21 protein-coding genes and 2 pseudogenes are annotated in these 23,480 nt (G+C 62.1%); 12 read left to right on the top strand and 11 right to left on the bottom strand.

The features are described 5' to 3' along the window. Positions 1–283 precede the first annotated feature (283 nt). The 6 genes from ACFSQT_RS07360 (at position 284) to ACFSQT_RS07335 (ending at position 6,912) form a co-directional block, all read left to right on the top strand. On the top strand, positions 284–904 hold the full coding sequence (locus tag ACFSQT_RS07360; RefSeq protein ID WP_379017864.1) for a TetR/AcrR family transcriptional regulator: 621 nt from the start codon (positions 284–286) through the stop codon (positions 902–904). 151 nt (positions 905–1,055) lie between these two features. Next, positions 1,056–1,799 (top strand): DeoR family transcriptional regulator, encoded by a 744-nt coding sequence (locus ACFSQT_RS07355; RefSeq protein ID WP_379017863.1) that lies wholly within the window; start codon positions 1,056–1,058, stop codon positions 1,797–1,799. Between the two features lie 116 nt (positions 1,800–1,915). Next, the gene (locus ACFSQT_RS07350; RefSeq protein ID WP_379017862.1) at positions 1,916–3,493 is read left to right on the top strand and encodes a sugar ABC transporter ATP-binding protein; all 1,578 of its coding nucleotides are present in this window, start codon (positions 1,916–1,918) and stop codon (positions 3,491–3,493) included. Further along, on the top strand, positions 3,490–4,494 hold the full coding sequence (locus ACFSQT_RS07345) for an ABC transporter permease (RefSeq protein WP_379017861.1): 1,005 nt from the start codon (positions 3,490–3,492) through the stop codon (positions 4,492–4,494). The genes ACFSQT_RS07350 and ACFSQT_RS07345 overlap by 4 nt, the downstream gene beginning before the upstream one ends. A 79-nt stretch (positions 4,495–4,573) precedes the next feature. Next, the gene (locus tag ACFSQT_RS07340; protein WP_379017860.1) at positions 4,574–5,725 is read left to right on the top strand and encodes a substrate-binding domain-containing protein; all 1,152 of its coding nucleotides are present in this window, start codon (positions 4,574–4,576) and stop codon (positions 5,723–5,725) included. 254 nt (positions 5,726–5,979) lie between these two features. Continuing rightward, positions 5,980–6,912 (top strand): bestrophin family protein, encoded by a 933-nt coding sequence (locus ACFSQT_RS07335; protein ID WP_379017859.1) that lies wholly within the window; start codon positions 5,980–5,982, stop codon positions 6,910–6,912. Positions 6,913–6,972: 60 nt separating this feature from the next. Here ACFSQT_RS07335 and ACFSQT_RS07330 read toward each other — a convergent pair whose 3' ends face one another. Next, complete coding sequence (locus ACFSQT_RS07330) at positions 6,973–7,356, bottom strand: VOC family protein (protein WP_379017858.1); 384 nt, start codon at positions 7,354–7,356, stop codon at positions 6,973–6,975. A gap of 345 nt (positions 7,357–7,701) precedes the next feature. On the opposite strand from ACFSQT_RS07330, the gene ACFSQT_RS07325 reads away from it, so the two are divergent. Both ACFSQT_RS07325 and ACFSQT_RS07320 read left to right on the top strand, forming a co-directional pair. Next, a complete protein-coding gene (locus ACFSQT_RS07325; RefSeq protein ID WP_379017857.1) occupies positions 7,702–8,175 on the top strand; it encodes a carboxymuconolactone decarboxylase family protein in 474 nt (157 codons plus the stop codon). Then, entirely contained in the window at positions 8,175–9,032 is an 858-nt protein-coding gene (locus ACFSQT_RS07320) for a sigma-70 family RNA polymerase sigma factor (RefSeq protein ID WP_379017856.1), read from the top strand. The genes ACFSQT_RS07325 and ACFSQT_RS07320 overlap by 1 nt, the downstream gene beginning before the upstream one ends. A 185-nt stretch (positions 9,033–9,217) precedes the next feature. Here ACFSQT_RS07320 and ACFSQT_RS07315 read toward each other — a convergent pair whose 3' ends face one another. The 4 genes and pseudogenes from ACFSQT_RS07315 to ACFSQT_RS07300 form a co-directional block, all read right to left on the bottom strand. Further along, positions 9,218–9,490: a hypothetical protein gene (locus ACFSQT_RS07315; RefSeq protein ID WP_379017855.1), complete on the bottom strand. Its 273-nt coding sequence runs from the start codon at positions 9,488–9,490 to the stop codon at positions 9,218–9,220. 183 nt (positions 9,491–9,673) lie between these two features. Next, positions 9,674–10,678, bottom strand: coding sequence for a zinc-dependent alcohol dehydrogenase family protein (locus ACFSQT_RS07310; RefSeq protein WP_379017854.1), 1,005 nt, complete (start codon positions 10,676–10,678; stop codon positions 9,674–9,676). Next, a pseudogene (locus ACFSQT_RS07305) lies at positions 10,675–10,943 on the bottom strand (hypothetical protein). The gene ACFSQT_RS07310 and the pseudogene ACFSQT_RS07305 overlap by 4 nt, the downstream one beginning before the upstream one ends. Before the next feature lie 147 nt (positions 10,944–11,090). After that, entirely contained in the window at positions 11,091–11,840 is a 750-nt protein-coding gene (locus ACFSQT_RS07300) for a DUF899 domain-containing protein (protein ID WP_379017853.1), read from the bottom strand. A gap of 455 nt (positions 11,841–12,295) precedes the next feature. Between ACFSQT_RS07300 and ACFSQT_RS07295 the strand changes: the two genes are divergently transcribed. From ACFSQT_RS07295 to ACFSQT_RS07285, 3 genes are all read left to right on the top strand, one after another. Next, entirely contained in the window at positions 12,296–13,516 is a 1,221-nt protein-coding gene (locus ACFSQT_RS07295; protein WP_379017852.1) for a helix-turn-helix domain-containing protein, read from the top strand. 92 nt (positions 13,517–13,608) lie between these two features. Then, positions 13,609–14,241, top strand: a complete 633-nt coding sequence (locus ACFSQT_RS07290) for a Vgb family protein (protein WP_379017851.1) — start codon at positions 13,609–13,611, stop codon at positions 14,239–14,241. A 169-nt stretch (positions 14,242–14,410) separates the two neighbouring features. After that, entirely contained in the window at positions 14,411–15,241 is an 831-nt protein-coding gene (locus ACFSQT_RS07285; RefSeq protein ID WP_379017850.1) for an aldo/keto reductase, read from the top strand. An 89-nt stretch (positions 15,242–15,330) separates the two neighbouring features. Here ACFSQT_RS07285 and ACFSQT_RS07280 read toward each other — a convergent pair whose 3' ends face one another. Next, on the bottom strand, positions 15,331–15,636 hold the full coding sequence (locus ACFSQT_RS07280) for a hypothetical protein (RefSeq protein ID WP_056591812.1): 306 nt from the start codon (positions 15,634–15,636) through the stop codon (positions 15,331–15,333). Positions 15,637–16,113: 477 nt separating this feature from the next. Between ACFSQT_RS07280 and ACFSQT_RS07275 the strand changes: the two genes are divergently transcribed. Beyond that, the gene (locus ACFSQT_RS07275) at positions 16,114–17,616 is read left to right on the top strand and encodes a helicase HerA domain-containing protein (RefSeq protein ID WP_379017849.1); all 1,503 of its coding nucleotides are present in this window, start codon (positions 16,114–16,116) and stop codon (positions 17,614–17,616) included. A 227-nt stretch (positions 17,617–17,843) separates the two neighbouring features. On the opposite strand, the gene ACFSQT_RS07270 is transcribed toward ACFSQT_RS07275, so the two are convergent. The 5 genes and pseudogenes from ACFSQT_RS07270 to ACFSQT_RS07250 all read right to left on the bottom strand — a co-directional run. Then, complete coding sequence (locus tag ACFSQT_RS07270) at positions 17,844–18,914, bottom strand: adenylate/guanylate cyclase domain-containing protein (protein ID WP_379017848.1); 1,071 nt, start codon at positions 18,912–18,914, stop codon at positions 17,844–17,846. Positions 18,915–18,917: 3 nt separating this feature from the next. After that, on the bottom strand, positions 18,918–19,412 hold the full coding sequence (locus ACFSQT_RS07265; protein WP_379017847.1) for a Rab family GTPase: 495 nt from the start codon (positions 19,410–19,412) through the stop codon (positions 18,918–18,920). 13 nt (positions 19,413–19,425) lie between these two features. Then, on the bottom strand, positions 19,426–21,993 hold the full coding sequence (locus tag ACFSQT_RS07260) for an OmpA family protein (protein ID WP_379017846.1): 2,568 nt from the start codon (positions 21,991–21,993) through the stop codon (positions 19,426–19,428). 94 nt (positions 21,994–22,087) lie between these two features. After that, the gene (locus ACFSQT_RS07255; protein WP_379017845.1) at positions 22,088–22,753 is read right to left on the bottom strand and encodes a hypothetical protein; all 666 of its coding nucleotides are present in this window, start codon (positions 22,751–22,753) and stop codon (positions 22,088–22,090) included. A 524-nt stretch (positions 22,754–23,277) separates the two neighbouring features. Then, a pseudogene (locus ACFSQT_RS07250) lies at positions 23,278–23,406 on the bottom strand (ABC transporter permease); the annotation flags it as partial. Positions 23,407–23,480: the final 74 nt, after the last annotated feature.

The raw sequence follows: 23,480 nt of genomic DNA, 5'->3' as shown, positions 1-23,480 counted from the left end.
TGGCTCCAGTTTGCTTGACGCGGATGGGAATGATTTGGTGCCTTGCTGGGCAAGAGCAAGGTGACCTTGTGGTCAGGTTGGCTGATCTCTCCGTATGGGGGAGATAGCACTCATCGGTCTCCACCGATCCCCAGCGGGCAGGGGAAGCTATTTTCAGCACGTGACATACCGGTTCCCCTTATTATATGATAAAGGTGCTCCACTAAAACGGAGGCGCCTCCGTTTATTACGTGGGGGCTGACCCGGCCGGGTTCAAGCCCCCGCCACACCGTGGAGAAAAAAATTGGCCGCCGAGCCGTCCGCCATCGCTGAAGAGAAGGCCGCAGAGGCCAAGCCTTTGCGCGCCGATGCGCAGCGCAACCGTGATAGGCTGGTGGAGGTGGCGGCCGCGGTCTTTGCCGAGCGCGGCATCGACGCCTCGCTGGAAGAGATCGCGCGGCGTGCCGGCGTCGGCATCGGCACGCTCTACCGGCATTTCCCGACCCGCGAGCATTTGGTCGAGGTGGTCTACCGGCGCGAGGCGGAGGCACTGTGCGCGGCTGCCGGCGAGCTCGCCGCAAAACATCCGTCCGATGTCGCGCTGGAGCAGTGGATGCAGCGTTTCGTCGACTACATCGCCACCAAGCGGGGCCTGGCAACCAGCCTGCGCATCCTGCTTACCACCAATTCGACGCTGTTTTCCGACACGTCGGGCCGGGTGTCGCAAGCCTTGCGGCAACTGGTCGAGGCGGCGGTGGCCGAAGGCACCATCCGCGGCGACGTCGACGCTTCCGATGTGCTGCACGCACTGTCGGGCATCTACTCGGCACCCGACACCCCGCAATGGCGCGACCGCTCGCGCCGGCTGGTGTCGCTGCTGATGGACGGGTTGCGGTTCGGGACGGGGAAGGCCGCGAAGGCCTGATGGTCCGCGCGATCGGTCCTGGGCAAGGCGAGAGCCTTGTGGACAGGCAAGTCCGTTGGTCATGGCGGGGCGAATCCGCACACCGCGCTTGCAACTGAACGAGAGCGGTTGTTAAATTCCTCACATTTCAGATGACCGACAGGCCCAACGTATGACTGCTCGTAAAGCGCAAAGGACAGCCCGGCTGATCCATCTGCTGTCGGAACGGCGGGTTATCCATCTGAGCGAGGCGGCAATGCTGCTCGGCGTCTCGGAGATGACGGTGCGGCGTGATATCGCCACCAATCAGGGACAGATCGCCTTCCTTGGTGGGCACATCCTGGCGGCGGCCGAGATCGATACCGACGCTCCCTACGAACTGGCGACCGCGGCCGACAGCCATGCGGCGGCGAAGCGCGAGGCCTGCCTGCACGCGGTGCGGAAGATCCGGCCCGACGAGACGATCTTCATCGATTGCGGCACGACGCTGATCCATCTGATCGACCTCATTCCAGACGATTATCGAATAACGGCAATATGTTACGCCATGAATGTCGCGGAACGCCTGACCCGCAAGGCCAATGTAACGATCATCATGCTGGGGGGGGTCTATCATCCCGCTTCGGCGTCTTTCTCGGGCACGCATGACTTCGACATTTTGAAGAGCGTCGGCATCAATGCCGCCTTCCTGTCGGCCGCCGGCGTCGATGCCAAACGCGGCGCCACCTGCGAGCATTTCCACGAGGCGGTGGTGAAACAAAAGGTGATGGGCCTGGCGCGCGAAAACTACCTCGTCGTCGACAGCAGCAAGATCGGCAAGCTCAAGCGCGCCTTCTTCTCAGCCATGGACGGTTTCGACGCCGTCATCACCGAACATGGCGAGGTTGGACCGGAATCATTCCAGCCGCCGGCCTGACTCCGTTTGACATTTCGCCGACCTGATGGAAAAGTCACAAAAAAAGTGAGAGAAGTCTCAAAGAGACGATCTGGACCGGGGTAGGGGACGCGTCAAGGGAAGGAAATGCAGGCGTCATGGTCGAACAGGGTTCGATTTCGCCATCGTCCGAGGCCCCCTTGCTGCGCGTCGAGGGCGTCAGGAAGCGGTTCGGCGGCGTCAATGCGCTGCGCGGCGTCAGTCTCGAAATCCAGTCCGGTGAAGTGCATGCCTTGCTTGGTGAAAACGGTGCCGGCAAATCGACGCTCATCAAGATTCTGAGCGGCGTGCATGTGCATGATGGCGGCTCGATCGAGATCGACGGCAGGCCTGTCTCGTTCGCTTCGCCCGCCCAGTCGCGTGATGCCGGCGTGGCGGTCGTCTACCAGGATCTGAGCCTGGTCGAATCGCTCTCGGTCGCCGACAATCTGATGCTGGGGCGAGAGCCGAAGACCCGCTTCGGCTTCCTGAAAAAACGCCAGCTGGTGATGCAGGCCGAAGCGTTCCTCAAGTCACAGAACATCCCGCTCGATGCCCGCGCTCTGGTCGGATCGCTGCCCTTTGCCTACCGCCAGATGACCGAGATCGCCAAGGCGCTGATGGGCGACGTTCGCCTTCTCATCCTCGACGAGCCGACCTCGGCGCTGACCGACGATGAAGAGAAGATCCTGTTCGAGGCGATCCGGGCGGTCGCGGTGCGGGGCGTCGGGGTGATCTACGTCACGCATCGCCTCAATGAGGTGTTCCGGATTTCGAACCGGGTGACCGTGTTCCGCGACGGGCAGAACGCCGGAACATTTGTCACGTCGCAAACCAATATGAGGCAATTGGTCGGCGCCATCGTCGGGCCGGATCACGCTGTTCTGAAGGCGGACAGCGCGGCAGCCGGGCAAGGCGTGCCGTCATCGGCTCCCCCCGGTTCGCTTGAAAAGCCGGTGCTCGAATTGAGGGGCGTCAGCAATGACAGGCTGGACCGGACCAGTCTCGAGCTGCGCAGCGGCGAAATCCACGGACTTGCCGGCCTGATCGGCAGCGGGCGCACCGAAATCCTGCAGACGATCTTCGGCCTGCGGCCCGTCCAGTCCGGCCACGCCAGCCTCGACGGCGTTTCGCTGAACAGAACCGATCCGGCCGCGGCGATACGGCAAGGCATCGCGCTGGTGCCGGAGGACCGGCACGTCCAGGGCCTGGTCCTCGAACATTCGATCGAGCGCAACCTGACCCTGCCACGGTTGCCTTATTTCTCGCGCCTCGGCTGGCTGCAGCGCCGCTCGGCGAGCGGGCACGCCGATGCCGCGATGCGCAGGCTGGCGGTCAAGGCGCCGGGCGCATCGACCACGGTGAAGAACCTGTCCGGCGGCAACCAGCAGAAGGTCGTGTTCGGCAAATGGAACGAGCCGCGGCCACGTGTGCTGTTGCTCGACGAGCCGACGGTTGGTGTCGATGTCGGTGCGCGCGAGGAGATTTACGGCGTCATTCGTGCGGCGGCGGCGGCCGGAAGCGGTGTGCTGCTGGTGTCTTCGGATCTTTCCGAACTGCTTCAGCTCTGCGACCGCATCTCGATCGTCGTCGATGGCCACATCACGAAGGCGATTTCGAGACAGGACTTCGGCAGCGCCGAGGATCTCCATCACCTCATTCAACTTTCGCAGCCATCGGAAGAGCACGCGGCATGACCGACAGCCAAAGCCCGGCAAATCCACCAATGGCAAGCGGGGCTGCCGTCAACCAGCCAGGCGGTCGCTCGGCGCTGCAGCATCTGCTTCAGGGCGAGCGCCCCTATATGCTTTACGTCGCCTTCGCCGTCATGCTGATCGTCTTCAGCCTGGCGTCGCCCTGGTTCCTGTCGATCGATAATTTTCTCAACATCGGCCGTCAGACGACGCTGGTCTCGATCATTGCCGTCGGCATGACGTTCGTCATCATCTCCAGGCAGATCGACCTGTCCGTCGCCTCGACGCTGGCGCTTTCGGGCATGAGCGCGTCGCTGGCCATGGCTTTCTTGGCCAACAACTGGTTCGTCGGCGCGCTGGCGGGACTGGGCACCGGGGCGCTGATCGGGCTGATCAACGGCGTGCTGACCACCCGCCTCGAAATCCCGTCCTTCCTGGTGACGCTGGGCACGTTGAGCGGCGCGCGCGGCCTGGCGCTGATGGTCACCAACACCAAGCCGGTGATCATCACCAACGAGTATTATTTCGCGATCTTCGGCGAGGGCGCCGTGCTTGGCATCCCGGCGCCGATCCTGTGGACGCTTGGCGTCACCATCGCCGGCATCCTGCTGCTGCACTACAGCGTCTACGGGCGGCGCGTTTATGCGGCGGGCGGCAACCCGACCGCGGCGCTCTATTCCGGCGTCCATATCAAGCAGGTCACCACGCTGGCCTTCGTGCTGACCGGCACGCTGGCCGGGCTGGCATCACTGATCCTGTCGGCGCGTTCGCACGCGGCGCGGCCCGATGTGGTGCAAGGCATGGAGCTCGATGTCATCGCCTCGGTGATCCTCGGCGGCTGCAGCCTGTTCGGCGGCCGTGGCTTCGTGCTGGGCACGCTGCTCGGCAGCCTGATCATCGGCACGCTCAACAATGGGCTGGTGCTGCTCGGCGTCAGCTCGTCGCTGCAACTCGTCATCAAGGGAGCAATCATCGTCGCCGCGGTCGCCTTCACGAGGAGGTAAGGCGCGCATCCGCGGTTATCAGCAGAAATTGCCGGCTCCAAACGGCAACGGAACCATCAACGATCAACGGAGGAAAGTCATGAAGCACTCGGCACGAATCCTTTTCTGCACATTGAGCATCGCCACCAGCGCATTCGCCCTGTCGACGTCGATCAGCCTGGCGCAGACGCCGGAGACATGCGTTACCGGCGTCGATATGGCCACGCTCGGCCCCAAGGGCATTGTCGGCCAGGGCCCGCACGGTGAAAAAGCAGCCTCGCCCGACGAACTGAAATTGAGCGATGACGAAGCCGCCAAGGTCAAGGCCGGCAAGTTCAAGGTCGGCATTTCCATGCAGACGGTGAACCTCGACTGGTCGCAGTTGCAGGTGCAAGGCATCAGCGAAACGTTGGCCAAATATGGCGTGACTGTCACCGGCGTCGCGTCGGCCGAATATCAGGTCGACAAGCAGATCGCCGATATCGAGAACACCATCCAGCAGCATCCCGACGGCATCATTTCCATCCCCGTCGATTTCACCGCGACGGCGCCGACCTACAAGAAGGTGTCGGAGGCCGGCATCAAGCTGGTGTTCATGGACAGCATTCCGGTCGGCCTTGAGCATCCGAAGGATTTTGCCTCGATGATTTCGGCCGACAGCCAGGGCAACGGCCAGATCGCGGCGCAGATCCTGTCGTCCTGCATGCCGAAGGGCGGCACGATCGGCCTGGTGAATTTCGGCGTCGACTATTTCAGCACCAACGAGCGCACCAAGGGCGTCAGCGAGTGGATGAAGAAGAACCGGCCCGACATCGTCATGAAGCAGGTCGATTTCACCGATCCCTCCAAGGTGTCGCAGATCGCCGGCGATTTCCTCACCGGCAATCCGGATGTGAAGGGCCTCTATGCGGTGTGGGACCAGCCGGCGCTCGACACACTGTCATCGATGCGCGCGCAAGGCATCGCCATTCCGATCACCACCGTGGATCTCGGCCTGCAGTCGGCGATCGAGATCGCCAAGGGCGGGCCACTCAAGGCAACCGGTTCGCAGCGCCCCTACGATCAGGGCGTCGCCGAAGCGCTGGCGATGATGAAGGCGCTGATCGGCCAGACGCCGCCGGCTTGGGTCGGCGTGCAATCCCTGCCGGTGGTGCAGTCCAACGTGCTGGAATCCTTCAAGACCGTCTTCCACAAGGATCCGCCAGCCGAACTGGTCGACGCCTGCAACGGTGCCAAGCCGAAGTGCAACTGAGGGCATGAGACAACCATGGGCACGGGGGCGACCCTGTGCCCATGGTTTTTTTGGATGTGGACGCGGCGCTTCAAGAAATCGGCCGGCAACCTTCGGCTTCATGCCAGGACGGCCATTCATGGTGAGCAAACGGTATGCTAGGCGTGATGGCTTGATTTGCTTGTCATCCACGCTTTCGAGGGCATCCGATGTATGTAGGCCGTTCCTACAAGGTGATAGATTTCGCACTTTGGTCGCGGCGCAGTGTCATCTACATGGTGGTGGTGAGCGGACTGGCTGTGGCGGCCCACCGTCTTCCGGGCGTCACCGGGTTCTCGGTGCCATGGTCGGTGGTGCTCGTGCTCGGCACCACCGTGTCACTCGTTGCCGGGTTCAAGAATTCGCAGGTGTTGACCCGCAGCAGCGAAGCGCTGCAAGCCTTTGCGCAAATTACAGCCAGCAGCCGCTTGTGGTCCAATTTCTGCAGGGACTTCAACGATGTGCCTACAGCCAGGCAACTCATTTACCGCCATCTCGCTTGGTTGACGGCACTGCGGTTCGCGCTGCGGCGGCCGATGCCATGGGAATCGATGGGGCGGGCGGCCAATGTCGAATTCCGGCGGCGCTACCACATCCAGGAGTATGCGAGCTCAATCGCCGACGAACTGCGTCCGCTGTTGGCCGAACGGGCCGACGACGTCCTGAAATCGCCTCATCCGGCGATAACCCTGCTCGAAATGCAATCGGTGCAGGTCAATGCGTTGTTCAAGGACGCCAAAATCCCTCCGCAGGTCTATAGCGAACTCGTCAAGCTGATCCGCGATTTCCATGATCAGCAGGCGCGCTGCGATCGCATCAAGAACAATCCATATCCGCGGCAATACGCCATCGTCAGCTCCATGTTCGTCATGGTCTTTTGCACCTTGCTGCCATTTGGCGTGGTTCCAGTTTTCGCGGACATGGGCAAATTGGGCGGCGCGCTCGGCCCGATCGCGATCTGGCTCACGATCCCGTTCAGCACGCTTCTGGGGTGGGCATACATGTCTCTCGACCAGGTCGGCGAGAGCAGTGCCAACCCTTTCGAAGGCAACGCCAACGATGTTCCGATCTCACAAATCTGCCGCGACATCGAGATCGAGCTGCGCACCGGGCTTGGGGAAGTCGACCTCCCCAAGCCATTGCTGCCGGTCAATGATATCGCGACATAGAGCAGCCCCACGAAGGTCCGGGCTGGATCCGGAACCGCGCATGCCGACTGAACCGGACTCTCAACGGCCAGCCGGCTGGAACAGCTCGACGAGATTTCCGGAAGGATCGACCAACAGGATTTGCGATCCGCCTGGGCCGGTCACGATATCGTTGCGGAATGACACTCCGGCGGCACGCAGGCGAGAAACCTCGCCTGATATGTCGTCGACGATAAGGTGAATGCGATTCCAGCCACCGGGCCGCGGTTGTTCGCCGTCGGGCATCGGTCGCCCCGCGGAGCTGGACGGCCCGCTGAGCAGGAGCCGCAACGATCCGCGCTTGACGTCCGCGAAAGCGGGCGCATGGTTGGAGAGAAGCGAAAAGCCCAGGTGATCGCCATACCATTCGATGGCGGCTTCGACATCATCGACCATGTAACGCACATTGACGGTGGCTTCCGACATTCCTGTCTCCCGACGTTGGAGCCGCTGGACTAAGGTGTGTTGATATTCAGGTGAGGCCGGCCTGCAAACGACGGCTCTCTGCGCTTCCGGTGCTCACGGACCCGAATGTCCGCTCCGCTCCGGTTCTCGAAAGCCATCATTTTCGGCTCAGCCTGACCTGAATCTCAACACACCTTAGCTTGAACTCCGGCGTTTTCCATGGGTGTCACGCTCGTAGCTAGAGCGGCTCGACGATTCCGCCAGGTATGATGGCGCCTGGCGACGGGTATGAAAAATTTGGCGCGCATGTCACATTGGCGGATCCTGCCTCGTCATGATGTCGGCACCAACAGAAGGAAGCCAATCATGACTGCCAAACTCGATCTCTTCGCCGCCGCCCCTTCGCTGATGAAGGAATGGCAGCGCGCGTCCTTTGCTATTTCCTCCAGCCTCGAGCCCAGCCTGGCCGAGCTGGTGAAGATCCGTGCGTCCCAGATCAACGGCTGCGCCAACTGCCTCAACATGCATACGGTGTTTGCGCGCGAGGACGGCGAAACCGAGCAGCGCATCTACCTGTTGTCGGCCTGGCGCGAGGCGCCTTGCTATACCGAGCGCGAACGCGCCGCGCTCGGCTGGACCGAGGCGCTGACGCGGATTTGCGAAGGCCATACGCACGAAAGTGCCTATGAGGCCCTGGAGGCCGAGTTCACGCCGGAGGAGCAGGTCAAGCTCACCTTGATGATCAATGTCATCAACGGCTACAACCGTCTTGCGGTCGGGTTCGGTGGCTGGGCCGATCCGGCGGCGATAAGGTCCGCGGCCAAGGCGGCGGCCGCCTGATGACGGGTGCAGGGTCCGAGCATGCGGCGGCGGCCTTCGACCCGCTGCGTCCGACGCTGATGCGCGTCGCCTACCGCATGCTTGGCTCCGTGGCGGACGCCGAGGATGTCGTTCAAGAGGCCTTCATCCGCTGGATGAGGGCCGACCGCGGCGAGGTGCGTGAGCCCGCGGCATTCCTGCGCCGCACGGTCACGCGGCTTTGTCTCGACCAGCTCAAATCCGCGCGCCGGCAGCGCGAGACCTATGTCGGTCCCTGGCTTCCCGATCCCGTCGTGGAAGAGGACGAAGTGGAAGACGTCACCTTGCCGATGATGCTCGTGCTGGAACGGCTTTCTCCGCTCGAGCGGGCAGCGTTTCTGCTGCACGATGTGTTCGGGCTGGGATTCGAGGAGGTCGCCGCCGCCATCCAGCGCGAACCCGCTGCCTGCCGTCAGCTCGCCGCCCGCGCGCGCGCCCATGTTCGCCAGGCGCGGCCGCGTTTCAAGGTGGAAAAGCAACACGGCCTCGAACTTGCCGAGGCCTTTTTCGCGGCCTCGCGCAGCGGCGACATGAAGGCGCTTGGCGCGATGCTGACAGCCGATGTCAGCGCCCATGCCGATGGCGGCGGGAAGCGTCCGGCAGCCACGGAAGTGGTGCTGGGGTTCGATGCCGTCATGCAGCAATATGAGCGTGTGGCGGCCTGGCTTCAGAAGAACCGCTCGACACTTGTTCGCGTTGGCTTCGTCAACGGATTGCCCGGCTTCGTCACGCTGGAAGCCGATGGCGAACTGCAGACGACCGCACTCGACATCGAGGACGGAAAGATCGCGGCCATCTATGTGATGCGCAACCCCGACAAGCTCAGGCACCTGCATTAGGCTGTATTGATATTCAGGTGATGCCGGCCTGCAAACGACAGCTTTCTGTGCTTCCGGTGCTCACGGACGCAAATGTCCGCTCCGCTCCGGTTCTCGAAATCCATCATTTTCGGCTCGGCCTAACCTGAATCTCAACACACCTTAGAGCATTCCAGAAAACCGTTTCACACTTTTCCTGGAATGCATTAACCCGTCGCTTCGACCAGGATCACCAGCGACTCCGGCACCACGCCATCAAAGGCCATCGCGTCGGCGGCTTTCTGGCTCTGCATCATCGCCGACAGGGCATCCATGTCCGGAACGTCCATCATCACAGCCACTTGTTTCGGATTCTGCGGATCGACGAAAGTGCGGATGTTGGTGATCCCAAGGGGGCCGAAAAGCTCCTTGCGCTTGGGCGAATTGAGCCAGTGCTTGCTGTCTTTCGTGATGTTGTGATGGCCAATGACCGTCGGCATGGCATCCTCCCCAAGGTGACGCTGGCGGTCGACATCGCCCGCCTGATGCTGCGGTCACCTTTAGAGCCAGTGAGCGCCGTTTCCTTCGGGCTGTCAATTAGCTGTTGCTGATGGATGGTCGACGCGTAAGGCTGTGGGTAGGGCAGGGCGGGTTGCCCTCCCGGTCCTGGCGTCCGAGCCCGCTCAAAGCTCAAGGCAGACCTTGCCGAAATGCTTTTGGGATTCGTAGTGCGTGAAGGCGGCGACAATGTCCTCAAGCGGAAAACGGCGGTCGATGACGGGCTTCAGACGGTTGACCTCTATCGCCCGGATCATATCCTCCTGGTCCGCCCTGCTGCCGATGGAAATCCCGCTGATGCGGATCTGGTTCGAAAACAGGGCCGGGATCGACACTTCCGCCGCAAAGCCGGTGAGGACGCCGATCAGGGCGATGTGGCCGCCCGTCCGGCAGGCGATAATCGACTGCGCCAGCGTGGCCGGGCCGCCGACCTCGATCACGTGATCGACGCCGCGTCCGTCCGTCAAATCCCTGGCGTTGCGGCCCCAGTCCGGGACGGCCTTGTAGTTGATGACGGTGTCGGCCCCGACCAGCCGGAGCTTCTCCAGCTTCTGGTCGTCGGAAGACGTGGCGATGACCCGGGCGCCGGCAGCCTTGGCGAATTGCAGTGCGAACAGCGATACGCTGCCCGTGCCGAGGACCAGCACCGTGTCGCCCGGCTTCACCTTGCCGCACACCACCAGTCCCCGCCAGGCGGTGACGCCCGTGCAGGTGAGCGTTGCCGCCTCGATATGTGTGTAGCCCGCCGGGGCCCTGGTGAAGGCGTGCGCCGGCATGCACACATACTCGCTGGCAAAACCGTCAAAACTTTCTCCCGGTATGTCGCGCCTGGTGGAGGGCGTCATGTCGCCGCCCAGCCACCAGGGGTAGAAGGTGCTGACGACGCCATCGCCGGCCTTGAACGCATCGACATCGTCGCCGACGGCAATCACCTCGCCAGCGCCATCGGACAGCGGAACGCGACCGTCGGCGAACGGCATCTTGCCTTGCACCACGAAATCGTCGCGCAGGTTCAACGAGCTGGCCCGGACCCTGACCAGCACCTCGCCCGGCCCTGGCTGGCGATGATCTTCCTCGACCAGTTTGAGGTTGTCCAAGCCACCCGGCGTTCTCAGCCTGACCAGCCTCATTGCCGGACCTGCCGGCCGGACATCACTCTCAGCCAGGTGTGAGATGGAAGGCGCTCATCATCAGATACATCGCCGGCATGCCGGTGAGGGGCGAGGCGCTGGCGCCCATGCACAGCGCGGAGGACTCGCCCTGAATGCAGGTGAACAGTGCCATCAATGCAAAGGTCGGCGCCGCGGCGAGACACAGCCAGTCGGCAATGCCGAGTGGGGCGGCATTGGTGTTTTCAGGGATCGCCTGGCTGGCGCCTGAATGGATATCGCTCATGGTGTTTATCCCTTGATGGTTAGGTCGGTGCCGAGGGCCATACGTGCGGCAAGGGTTGCGCGACGTTCCAGGACTTGGGTTCCTCGCCCCCGAGAAGCGGGGGAGAGGACCCAGGCTGGATAGGGGCCGGACGTTCCCGCCAGGTCCTTACTGGTCCTTGTCCCGGAACGCCGCCTCGCCGGCAGCCGACACCTCGGCCCATTTCTGGTCGGGCGCGGCGTCGTAATTGTCATGCCAGTTCCACCAGCTGTAGAGCGGCGTCTGCGGATAGCCTTCGGGCGAGTCCTCCCAGATCTCCTGGCGGCCGAGTGGCGTCGCGTCGAGGTAGCTCCAGACGGTACCCATCGCCTCGTCACCGCGGCTGTTGATGAAATAGGTGCGGAAGATGCGATCGCCATCGTGGATGAAGACGTTGTGGCCGTGCCATTCGTCGACACCGAAGTCTTTGTCGAAGCTGTCGGTGATGGTGTACCAGGGCATCTCCCAGCCCATCCTCTTCTTCAGCCGCGCAATGTCGGGCTGCGGTGCGCGCGAGGCGTAGGCAAGCGTGGTATTGCGGGCGTTGAGATGAGCGAGATGACCGACCTGGTCGGCGCCGAGCGAACAGCCGCGGCAGGCGTGCTCGGGCCAGCCATAAACACCGGGCTCGAAGAAGGCACGGTAGACGATCAGCTGGCGGCGGCCTTCGAACAGATCGAGCAGGCTCGCCTTGCCATTCGGCCCATCGAACACATAGGCCTTGTCCACTTCCATCCACGGCATGCGCCGGCGCTCGGCGGCCAAAGCGTCCTTGGCGCGCAGTGTCGCCTTCTCCTTCACCAGCAGTTCTTCACGCGCGGCATTCCACGCCTGCTGCGAAACGATTGGTGGGGTCTTCATTGCGGTGTGCTTGGTCATTGCTCGTCTCCTTTGTCAGTCTGTGGTTGCGCTGTTGCGGCCCATTGGTGCCTGCGGATCGTGAGGCAGGGTAGGGCGGTGAAACGCAGGGGGTGGGAGTTACAAGTGTGACGGGATTTGATTGGGCTGGCCCGCCGCAGCAGGGGTGGCGCCCGGCGCGCTCGACCGTGTCGTTCGTCACGTGGAGAGGCAGGTCATCGAAGTCAGACATTGTCAGTTATCCTTGTAAGATGCTTAATATCGATACCTGAGATGCTCAGGCTAATGAATGGCGATATTGGCGTCAACGGCAGTCTCGGGCCTCTCCCCAGTCTTTATGGCTAGGTCGTCATTGTTATCGCTGTTCTCCCTTGGCGTGCCGCTTGCTGAGCCGATACGCTTGCTGGCCGGTGGTCATGACTTAAGTTAGGGCGTGCAGTGCCGAGGGTGGGAGTTACAAGTGTGACGGGATTTGAATGGACTCGCTGATCACCGCGGCAGGGCTGGCGCTGGCGGCGGGCGATCCGCTCGGCGCGCTGGACCGCGTCGCCCTGCGCGACGATGCGCCGGCGCTGGCGCTGCGCGGCATTGCCATGGCGCAGCTCGGCGATCTCGATCGCGCCAAGGCGCTGTTGCGGCGGGCGGCGCGCGCCTTCGGCCCGAAAGAGGCGGTGGCGCGTGCCAGATGTGTCGTCGCCGAGGCCGAGATCGCGCTGGTCTCGCGTGACCTCGGCTGGCCGTCCAAGGCGCTGGATGCGGCGCGGGCGACACTGGAAAAGCATGGCGACCGGCTGAACGCCGCGCATGCCGGCCACCTCAAGGTGCGGCGCCTGCTGTTGATAGGGCGCCTCGACGAGGCTGAAGACGTGCTGGCCGGGCTCGACCCGGCGCCGCTTCCACCCGCCTCGCGAGCCGCGCACGAACTGGCCGTCGCCGGCATCGCGATGCGGCGCCTCAAGACGAGGGCCGCGCGCACGGCGCTGGAGTGGGCACGCCACGCCGCCCGCCGGGCCGGCATTCCGGGGCTGATGGCCGAGGTCGACAGCGCATTCCTGGCGCTGGACACGCCGGCGGTGCGGCTGATCGCGCAGGGTCGGCAGCGCCCCTTGCTGCTCGAGGAGGTCGAGGCGCTGCAGGCGTCGCCGGCGTTGGTCGTCGATGCCTTGCGCTATGTCGTGCGCCAGGAAGAAACCATGGTCTCGCTGGCAACGCGCCCGGTGCTGTTTGCACTGGCGCGCACGCTGGCCGAAGCGTGGCCGGCGGATGTGTCGCGGGCGACGCTTATCGCACAGGCTTTTGGCGGCAGGCACGCCGATGAATCGCATCGGGCGCGGCTGCGGGTCGAGATCGGCCGGCTGCGCGCTGAACTGCGGACGCTGGTCGACATCGGCGCGACTAGCCAAGGCTTTGCGCTGGCGCCGCGCCAGGCGGGCGAGGTGGTGGTGCTGGCGCGGCCGATCGAGGAGCGGCACGCGGCGGTGCTGGCCTTGCTTGCCGATGGTGAATCCTGGGCGAGTTCGGCGCTGGCGCTGGCGCTTGGCACCGGCCAGCGCAGCGTGCAGCGGGCGCTGGAGCAGCTTGGCGACACCGGCAAGGTGCAGTCGTTCGGGCACGGACGGGCGCGCCGCTGGATGACGCCGCCGGTGGCGGGATTCACGACCACCTTGTTACTCCCGGCACCGCTGCCGAATGGTTAGAACATGATCCCGAAAAGTGGAATCCGGCTTTCGGACCAGATCATGCTCAAGCAGACAGATAGAGGCATGGCCAACACGGTTGAGGATGAGACATGAAACATTCAGCGGCCGAAATCCTGCACGAATACGGACCCTTTCCCGGCGTGAACACCGTGCACGGGGTGAGCTTTGACGGCAACAATGTCTGGTTTGCCTCGGGCGAGAAGCTGAACGCCTTCGATCCGGAAAGCGGCCAGACGCTGCGCTCGATCGATGTCGCGGCACACGCCGGCACGGCCTATGACGGCCGGCATTTCTTCCAGCTCGCCAACGACCGTATCCAGAAGATCGATCCCGACACCGGTCAGGTGCTGGCCACCATTCCGGCACCCGGCGGCGGCCGCGACTCAGGGCTGACCTGGGCCGAAGGCACGCTCTGGGTAGGGCAGTACCGCGAGCGCAAGATCCACCAGATCGACCCCGAGACCGGGGCAATCCTGCGCACCATCGAATCCAACCGCTTCGTCACCGGGGTGACCTGGGTCGACGGCGAGTTGTGGCACGCCACCTGGGAAGGCGAGCAGAGCGACCTGCGCCGCGTCGACCCGCAGACCGGCAAGGTTCTGGAGAAGCTCGACATGCCGGCCGGCATAGGCGTCTCGGGGCTGGAATCCGATGGCGGCGACCGCCTCTTCTGCGGCAGCACATCCACCGGAGTGGTGCGGGCGGTGCGGCGACCCCGGTAAACCCTCGATCCATTGACGGCGAGGCCGTCCGAAAATCCTTACGCAAAGATCGCGATTTCAGGTCGCACCCGGCAATCTGCCGCCGTCGACTGGTCGTTTCCCCCTGTCGAACCTAGATAGGGCAGGCACGCCGGGCGGACCGCCTGGACCACTTTGCAAAGGACCTGCCATGACTGAACAGATACCATTGAACGACGGCGCCACCATTCCCCAGCTCGGCCTTGGCGTGTGGCAGGTCGACAAGGGCATCACCGCCCAGGTGGTGGGTTGGGGGATCGAGGCCGGTTATCGCCTGATCGACACGGCCGAAGGCTACCAGAACGAGGAGGGCGTGGGCCGAGCGATCCGCGGCGCCGGCGTGCCGCGAGGCGAGCTGTTCATCACCTCCAAGCTGCGCAACGGAGCCCACCAGCGCGATGCGGCCCTCAAGGCCTTCGACGACACGATGGAGAAGCTCGGCATCGAGCAGATCGACCTGTTCCTGATCCACTGGCCGGTGCCCAGCCGGGACAAATATGTCGAGGCCTGGAAGGCGCTGGTCGAACTCAGGCAGGCCGGCCGCATCAAGTCGATCGGCGTTTCGAATTTCAACCAGGACCATCTGGAGCGGATCATCGCCGAGACCGGCGTGACGCCTGTCGTCAACCAGATCGAGCTGCATCCCCATTTCCAGCAACGCGGCATCAGGGACTTTCATGCCAGGCACGACATCCGCATCGAAAGCTGGAGCCCGCTGGGCAGCGGCCGGCTGCTGAGCGACCCGACCCTATCAGGCATCGCCAGGAAGCATGGCAAATCCACGGCGCAGACGATCATACGCTGGCACCTTCAGGAAGGGCTGATCGTCATTCCAAAGTCGATCCGCCAGGATCGCATCGCCGCCAATTTCGATGTCTTCGATTTCGAGCTGGATGCGCAGGACCTCGAGACCATCCGGGGCATGGATTCGCCCGACGGCCGCACCGGCCCGAATCCCGCCACGGCGTCGTTTTTGTTCTGAGGGGGCCTGCCGCTCAGATTGATGAGGGCGCTGCCGGCGAACCTGCCGATCTCCCGCACTTGGGGGGAGAGGGGCCAATTTCCGCCCCCTCAAATCCCCGAGCCGTCGAGTTGCTGTGCGTCCTCGCCTTCCCAGGGGGCCGGCATGGAGGCGCGGCTGAGATTGGCTGTCGGCAGCGGCATCCAGCATTTCAGTTCCGGTTCGGCGTATTCGACGACACGCCCCGGCGAGGAGTCCGATGCGCGCCAGCCCTCGCTGGCGAACTGGTCGGCGCGCGACCAATAGGCAAGGTCGACTTCCGCCGGCCCCTGTTCGGACGGCCGGACCGTGACAAGGATACGGCTGCCATCCCTCGGCGCCGTCGACATGTGGCGCCATCGTTCGGGCTCGTCCATCGATTTTTCCTCCTCGCACCTGTGGCGTCGAGGTGAAGTGTCGCCTCACGGTTCGAGGCGGTCAACCCAAAGTTTGCGGCAGTGAGCCAGTCTGGACGATGTCAGAACCTGGCGGGATCAGGCGAAGTTGGCGACCGACATATACTTATTTGAGCATGATCTTTTCCGAAAACCGGTTCTCATTTTTCGGGATCATGCTCTGGAGAGGGAACTTGAAAATGTCGGTCGCCAGGGGCGGGGTTGGGACGCATCACGTTGGGGACGTGATGCGAGGTCACGCTACGCGGATGCCGGACGTCTTCAATCGGAACGCTGGCTCATGGTGAACGGCTGGTTACTATCCACAGGGTTCACCTGTCCTCGATGGTCTGGAGACGTTCGGACAGCTGTGCGCAACACGGGCCGCCCGGCCATGTGCGCTCGACGGGCTGTGATCGGGTTGATAAGCCCGTCTGCGAAAGGAGCGCCTGAGTCGAGATGACTGTTGCGATCGAAATGGGACACACGACCGCAGGCGCCCCGGCGACGCTGGATCTCGAGGAGCTGCTGGCGACCCGTCTTTTGGTGCAGGGCAATTCGGGCTCCGGCAAGTCGCATCTTTTGCGCCGGCTGCTGGAACAGAGCGCTCCCTGGGTGCAGCAGACCATCATCGACCCCGAAGGCGACTTCGTGTCGCTGGGCGACCGTTTCGGCCATCTCGTGATCGATGCCGAGGAGCATACCGAGCGCGGCCTGCAGAGCGCGGGCGAGCGGGCGCGCATCCATCGCGTCTCCACCGTGCTCAATCTCGAAGGGCTCGACGCCGAAAACCAGATGCGGCGGGCCGCCGCCTTCCTCGGCGGGCTGTTCGAGGTTGCCCGCGATCACTGGTACCCGATGCTGGTGGTGGTGGACGAGGCGCAGCTGTTCGCGCCGGCGGTCGCGGGCGAGGTTTCCGACGAGGCGCGCAAACTCTCGCTCGGCGCCATGACCAATCTGATGTGCCGTGGCCGCAAGCGCGGGCTCGCCGGCATCATCGCCACCCAGCGGCTGGCCAAGCTCGCCAAGAACGTCGCCGCCGAGGCTTCCAATTTCCTCATGGGCCGCACCTTCCTCGACATCGACATGGCGCGCGCCGCCGACCTTCTGGGCATGGAGCGGCGGCAGGCGGAGGCGTTTCGCGACCTGGAGCGCGGGCAGTTCATGGCGCTCGGCCCGGCGCTGTCGCGCCGTCCGCTCGGCCTGCGCATCGGCCCGACCGACACAAGCCCGCGCAACGGCACGCCGCGGCTGATGCCACTGCCGGAAGCAGCCCTTGAGGACGCCCGCGCCATCATCCTGGCGGCACCACCGCCCGAGACGGTGCGTGCGCCGCGCCGGACGGCGTCGCCGGACCTGCTCGACCAATTGATGGCGGCGAAATCGGCGGCGCTCGAAATCCGCCCCGAGCCGGCGGAGCCGCAAATCAGCGCCGAGGATTTGGCCGAGCGCCGCGAGCGGGTGGACCGTGTGCTGCGCGCCATCCTGGCGCAGCCCGACGCGGGCTTCCGCGTCATCGGCGTGCTCTATCAGGAGTTCGTGGTGCGCTGCCGGATCGAGGGCCTCGCCTCGGTCGTGCCGGACCTGCCGGAGTTCCGCCGCATGCTGACGCGCGCCCGCGCCGGGCTGGGCTCTGAGACGACGCAGGACGACGCGTGGCGGGACGTTTCCGTCCGCGCGTCGCTGCTGCCCGACGATATGCAGGGCGTGTTCATGATGATCGCGCGTGCGGCAAAGGAGGGCTGGCCTTGCCCGAGCGACGCGGCGATCGCCCGCGCCTATGGCTCGCACTCGCTGCGCCGCGCCCGGCGCCTCTTGACCTATATCGAGGAGCAGGGCCTGATCGTCTGCCAGCTCGACGGGACAGGCCGGCGCACCGTGACGCTAGTGGAACTCGCCTGGGCCACGGCGCCGGGCGACCCCAACGCCGGGGAGGCGGAGCAGGGGCGTTTGGCGGTGTGAGGGGGACGGCGTCAGGTTTCCGGCTCTGTCGCGAATTTTTGCGCCAGAAGCGGCCAATCGAGCGACTTGTGCGATGACTGCAATGGGCTGAACGCAGTGGGTCCGCTTGTGGTGCGGGGAAGAACGGTTGCGGACGTTAAATCTCAGGATCCGATTTCCTGAATTGACGGCGGACATTCGAAACCATGATGTTTGCGCTTCAGGGTCGGCACAACCAAGCGGCAAAATCAGGCCCGGAGCCGCCACATTCGCACACGACCTGTACCGCGCAATTCCGTTTCCGCGAGTGGGTCGCAAGCGAAATTCGGTCCAAGCAGTTTGTGAGTTGCATCCGAAATACGGATTTCATCGGGCTCCGCGGACGTTTGAATCCGTGCGGCGAGATTGACGGTGTCGCCCCACAGGTCATAGGCAAACCGCCTTTTGCCTATGACGCCGGCGACGATTGGTCCTGAGTGAATTCCAATTCTCAGTCTCAGCGGCTCTCCCGCGAAGCGTTCGCGCCTCCCTGCCTTGCGCAGTCCAAGTGCGTAGTGCGCAAGGGCTTCCGCATGATCGGATCGCGCGGCGGGCAGGCCGGCTACCACCATCACACAGTCGCCGATTGTCTTGATCTTTTCGCAGCCGTATCGTTCCGAGAGCTGATCCGCCGCCTTGAAGAAGTAATTCAAGATAGCGAGCGTCGTCACGGCTCCGACGCTCCGCGCTCTTTCCGTAAAACCGACGATGTCGGCAAAAAGCACACTCACCTCTGCGTGGTTGTCCGCAATCTGTTCGTGCGCTTTTAGCCGCTCCGCGATCGATGCCGGAAGAATGTTGAGGAGCAGGGTTTCGGCGCGCTGGTATTCACGCGACAATCCCTCCTGGCTCTCCCTCAACGCCTCGTTCGTCGATCGTAATTTCTCGTTGAGTTGACGCTCCCTCTCTTGCAGGAGCGTCATTTCATAAGCCTTCTGTTGCAGCCGCTGCCTGTTGTCGCGTTCGGCGGTGGCGTCAAGAAAGAGCAGCCACACGCAGTCATTGTCAGCAAAAAGATGAAGGTCCGCGACACGCCCGCCGGGCAGTTCGACCATGGCCATATGAAATGGAAGCTCCGGACAAGGCAGCAAGCCTTCCATGAATTCAAGCTGCTCGGCAACAGGCTTACCAACGCGAAGTGATGAGAGCCCGTAATGTTTAAGGTTGCCGCCCTTTGCAGCTATGCAAAGCTCTGCGTCAATTTTCAGATATGCGACAGAGTGCCCACGATAGAAGAAGTTGAAAATCCAGCTTCTGACTTCTCTTGGCAATCCATGCATGGTCTATTCGGTGACCATCGAAGCAAGCTGACGAAACGCATCATCGACACATTCACCCGAAAGCGCGCTTGTCAGATAGATTTGCCATCCACGTTGCCTCAGTCCGTCAATCTCACTATCCGGTATTGCCCACCGGTCGGCCAGATCGGATTTGTTGAACAGCAATACGAACGGCATAGGCCCGAATTCGGCCTCGGCCCGCTCGCGCAGTGTGAGCGCCACGGCAAGAGTTGCGGCGCGGGTTCCATCGACGACAAGTACGAGCCCGGTCGCACCTCGGACATAGCTCACGCGGAATGAGCCGATATCGTCTTCGCCGGCCAAATCCCACAAAATCAGATCCACGGTTTTATCCGGGAGTACGACACTCTTCTTGTCGATTTTCACCCCCACCGTGGTCAGGTAGGTTTCCGAAAAGATGCTTTGCACGAACCTGCGCACCAGGCTCGTCTTTCCGACAGCGAACCCGCCCAACATGCAGATCTTTTTTTGCAGCATCGTAGGCCCCGCCCTAGTCTAGGTTTACCGTAACGGAAACCCGGCGATTGGTGGAGCTCCCAGTTCGACTATTTTCAGGCACCAACGGCTCAAAAGTGCCCGCGCCCCGAACCAGCAGCAGTTCCGGAGCGACGCCGCGCTTGTTGAGAAGCGCACGAACTGTCTCGGCGCGGGCCGCGCTGATCGACGCGTTGGCCGTCTCACGGCCAGTGGCGTCCGAATGCCCGGTTAACATGAACCGCGCTGTTACGCCTAACTTGCGGGCATTTTGGGCGAGTTCCTTTATTTGATCCGCCAACCTGTCGAGAACCGGCATCTGCTCTGGTCCCGGCACAACTTTGCCGGAAGAGAAGAAAATATCGGTCGTCTGGATGGCCTCTCTCAAATAACTAAGTTCTGCAAGGTTCAGCTCACTCAGCTGCGAGACATCCAGAACCACCCCGTCCGCCGAAAGTTGCTCGGCGGCGGCCTGCGCCCGGTTGATCCAGGCGGCAGGAGCCTCACCCACGACAACGATGCGACCCTGGACGATCGAAAGCTGAACCGATTTCGGCGGGGTCAGTGACGCCGTCAGCCGCTTCACCACGAACTTCGGATCAAGGCTCTGATAGAATTGCCACTGTGAATGAACGCGGGCAGGATCAACCTCCGTTCCGGACAGCAGAGCTTGCGGGTCGGCGGCAAGCGGGTCTCTCAGGCCGGAAATGTAGAAATGTCCGCCCCTCTCCGTTTGCTGGGCGACGATGATTCCCGGTTGGGCCTCAAGTCGCGACACATAATACTGCCAGTGCTCTGCCGCGCGTGCTTCGGGGCTCACATCACGAACCTTGGAGATGTCGAATTCCGGTCCGCCTGCCGAAAGCTGTCGGGCCGCTGCGCGCGCCCGATCTATCCAGGTGTCGGGAGCCTCACCCTCGGCAACGATGCGATCATTGACGATCGAAAGTCGTACTGTATCCGGCGGATACAGCGACGCCGTCAGCCGCTTCAACACGAACTCCGGCTCAAGGCTCTGATAGAATTGCCACTGTGAATGAACGCGGGCAGGATCGACCTGCGTTCCGGACAACAGCGACTGCGGGTCGGCGCCAAGCGGGTCTCTCAGGCCGGCAATATAGAATTGGCCGCCGCGTATCTTTTGTTCTGCAACGATGATGCCCGGCTGGGTCTCCAGTCGCGACACATAGGCCTGCCAGCGCTCCGCCTCGCGTACTTCGGGGCTTACATCGCGGACCCTGGAGATATCGAAGACCGGCCCGCCTGCCGAAAGCTGCTGGGCGGCTGCCTGCGCCCGGTTGATCCACGTGTCGGGAGCCTCACCCTTGGCAAGGATGCGATCATCGACGATCGAAAGTCGTACTGTATCCGGCGGAGCCAGCGACGCCGTCAGCCGCTTCAACACGAACTCCGGCTCAAGGCTCTGATAGAATTGCCACTGCGAATGAACGCGAGCGGGATCGACCTGCGTTCCGGACAACAGGGACTGCGGGTCGGCGGCAAGCGGGTCTCTCAGGCCGGCAATATAGAATTGGCCATTGCGCATCTCGTGTTCGGCAACGATGATGCCCGGCTGGGTCCCCAGTCGCGACACATAGGCCTGCCAGCGCTGCCCGGCTTGCCAGGAAAGAAAGAACCATCCGCCTGCCGGTACCAAAACCAGCAGGACGGCAGCCACCACCAGCCACGGAAATCCCTCGTTTGAATCCTCGTGCTTCAGTTCAACACAGGTCTGTAACTGCGCCTCAACGCCGGCCAACTGCGAACTGTCGCCGTCAAACTGCTCTAGAGCCTGTGAGCTTTCATCGTGGATGCGAAGCAGTACATCGCGAATTATTTCATGTAATTCCTCTGGCGGGTTTCCGCGAATCACCGCAACCAAGGTCGCAAACGGTCCAACTTCCGACCAGAGACGAAGTTCCCCGAAACGGATAGTGTCCAGGCCGCTCTGTTCTTTCTCGTTAAATGAGTCCTTTACAAAATCTTGAATGGCGCTAAGCATCGAAGAAATTAGTTGGGGATCCTCACTCGTTGCATTTTCGGCAGCTACATGTGTAATCAAAAGTCCGGAATTTCGGTTAATGAGAAAGGCATGCTCTACTTGATAGGCAAGGGAATGCTTAAGAACAACTTCTGAGAAGCTTGTGCCTGTTCTCCAAGCTTCAAATCTCCACTTAAGTCCATGCCAGGTAAATATATGTCTTAAGGATTCATTCAGCGACTGAAAGGTCTGGTCGATCTTTTCGCCGATCGACTTGCGAATAGCCGGCAGAAACACCGGGTATAATATATCCGTCAGCGTGCGCGGGTTCTTCTGGATGGACCGTCGCACAGCCCTCTCGACAACTGGGGCAAAGGCCTCGCCGAGTTGTGCATGAGACGCCGATGCGGCTGCGCTGGGGAGAACGTCCCCCACTGCAGCCGCAAGCTGTTCAGGTTCGTCGAGCAGGTGCGTAACGCGTGAAAGCTCAGAAATTTCGCGGCCGACCAGCAGCTCGCGAAGCGTGTCCATGCGATGATCGGCGGCTGGAACGTCGAAATGCGCATGATTGTCCGGATCTACGTTCCTGGCAATTTCGACCAACAGCCTAGCCAGAGCTTCGCGATCAATCTCGGTATCGTTCGAAGCTGTACTTTGAGGAAGGCTGACTGGGTCGACGGTCGACGTCAAATTCCGATCAACTCACTTTCCAGCTGCGTTCCGAGTTGTTCTTGTTACCGACGGGATCCTGATTCAGACATTTTGCAACCTCGACAAACAGGCCAGCCAAAAGATTCCGGTCGGTCTTGACGTTGCTGAGATCGGAGAACATTTTCTCCATGATCATCTGAACGGTTTCATTCTTTTGCTTGATTTCCTCACGCAGCGAATGATCATTCCGATTCATCCGATCCGCAACGTCGCGCTCAAGCTCGCTCAATTGATCCGACAGCGCGCGCACCTGCTTTTCAAGTGCCTGATTTTGCTCGCGAAGATTCCGGTCAATCTCCTTGTCGGCCTCGGCTCGTGCGTCTTTTTCGTTCCGCAATTGCGCCGCAAGCGATTCGACCTGCTTCTTTGCATTTGACTCGTACATTTCGAGATTGCGCTTGGCCTCGGATTCGACATCCTTGAAGCGCTGCAAGAACCGTTCTTCAAGCTTGGAAAAACGGCGGTCATAGTCCTGCATCTGGTTGCCGAACAGCAGATCACGTATCTTGTCGACACCTACAGCGTCGCCGGAGCCTCCGCCCTCGCGAGCCTGGGCCGCCATGAAGTTCAGCCCGTTTCCCTCTGCATTACCCATCAGATTTACGTCCGCTTTAAGTGCTGGAGAAGCGGCATTCGCAGATTCCTTGGCCATCTTTTTGCCCCAATTGCAACATTGCAAAACTCGGAAACGGATAAATATGTCAGTAAATTAGCTGGGCTGCAAGTTGGATTCTTCCCAGCTTAAGCCGATCCCTGCGTCCCTTTTTTGCCTCGTGAACCAGCAACAAATACCCGAGTTCCGATTGGTGTCACTCTGGTATCTCTTTGTAGTAGCGGCCAAAACCAAATAACTCAACCGACCATTTGACAAAACCTACTTGTGAATGGAGTAATACAACGTCGGTTATAGCTGCAGAAGCGAAAGTCAGTTGCGCATGCTATTTCGATGCATCGCGACTCGCTGACATGCCGGCGCACATACTGCCTCACATCCGGCTGTATACTGCGACCATCGGCTTCCGATGCGGGCCCAAAGCCAGAAGGAAGGTCTTCTTTCGGGACGGAGAATGGCTGTCCGAGATGCAGGGGACAGCGACCGTTGTCGGCGCAAAGCTGCCGGTTGCCTCGGTGGCCGAAACGAGGCGCGACGCGGACATTCGCTTCCGCGGCCGCCCCCTACCTTTCCTCCACAATCCTTAAATACGCCGCCGTCACGAACAGCACGATCAGCCCGAACAAAATCCGCCTTGCCCCCGCCGGCATTTGCAAGATGGTCAGCAGCGTTGTCAGCACCGTCAGGATCAGTCAGGCCGTTGCCGAGCCAGGCGAGGGAGTCGGGGATTTTTGCGCCCGTGGAGTAGCGCCGTCCCAAGTGTCTC

This window comes from Mesorhizobium calcicola (assembly GCF_042682105.1).
GTDB classification, from domain to species: Bacteria; Pseudomonadota; Alphaproteobacteria; order Rhizobiales; family Rhizobiaceae; genus Mesorhizobium; species Mesorhizobium calcicola.
The sequence above is the reverse complement of the archived record's forward strand: the minus strand, read 5'-3'. Positions and strand labels throughout refer to the sequence as shown.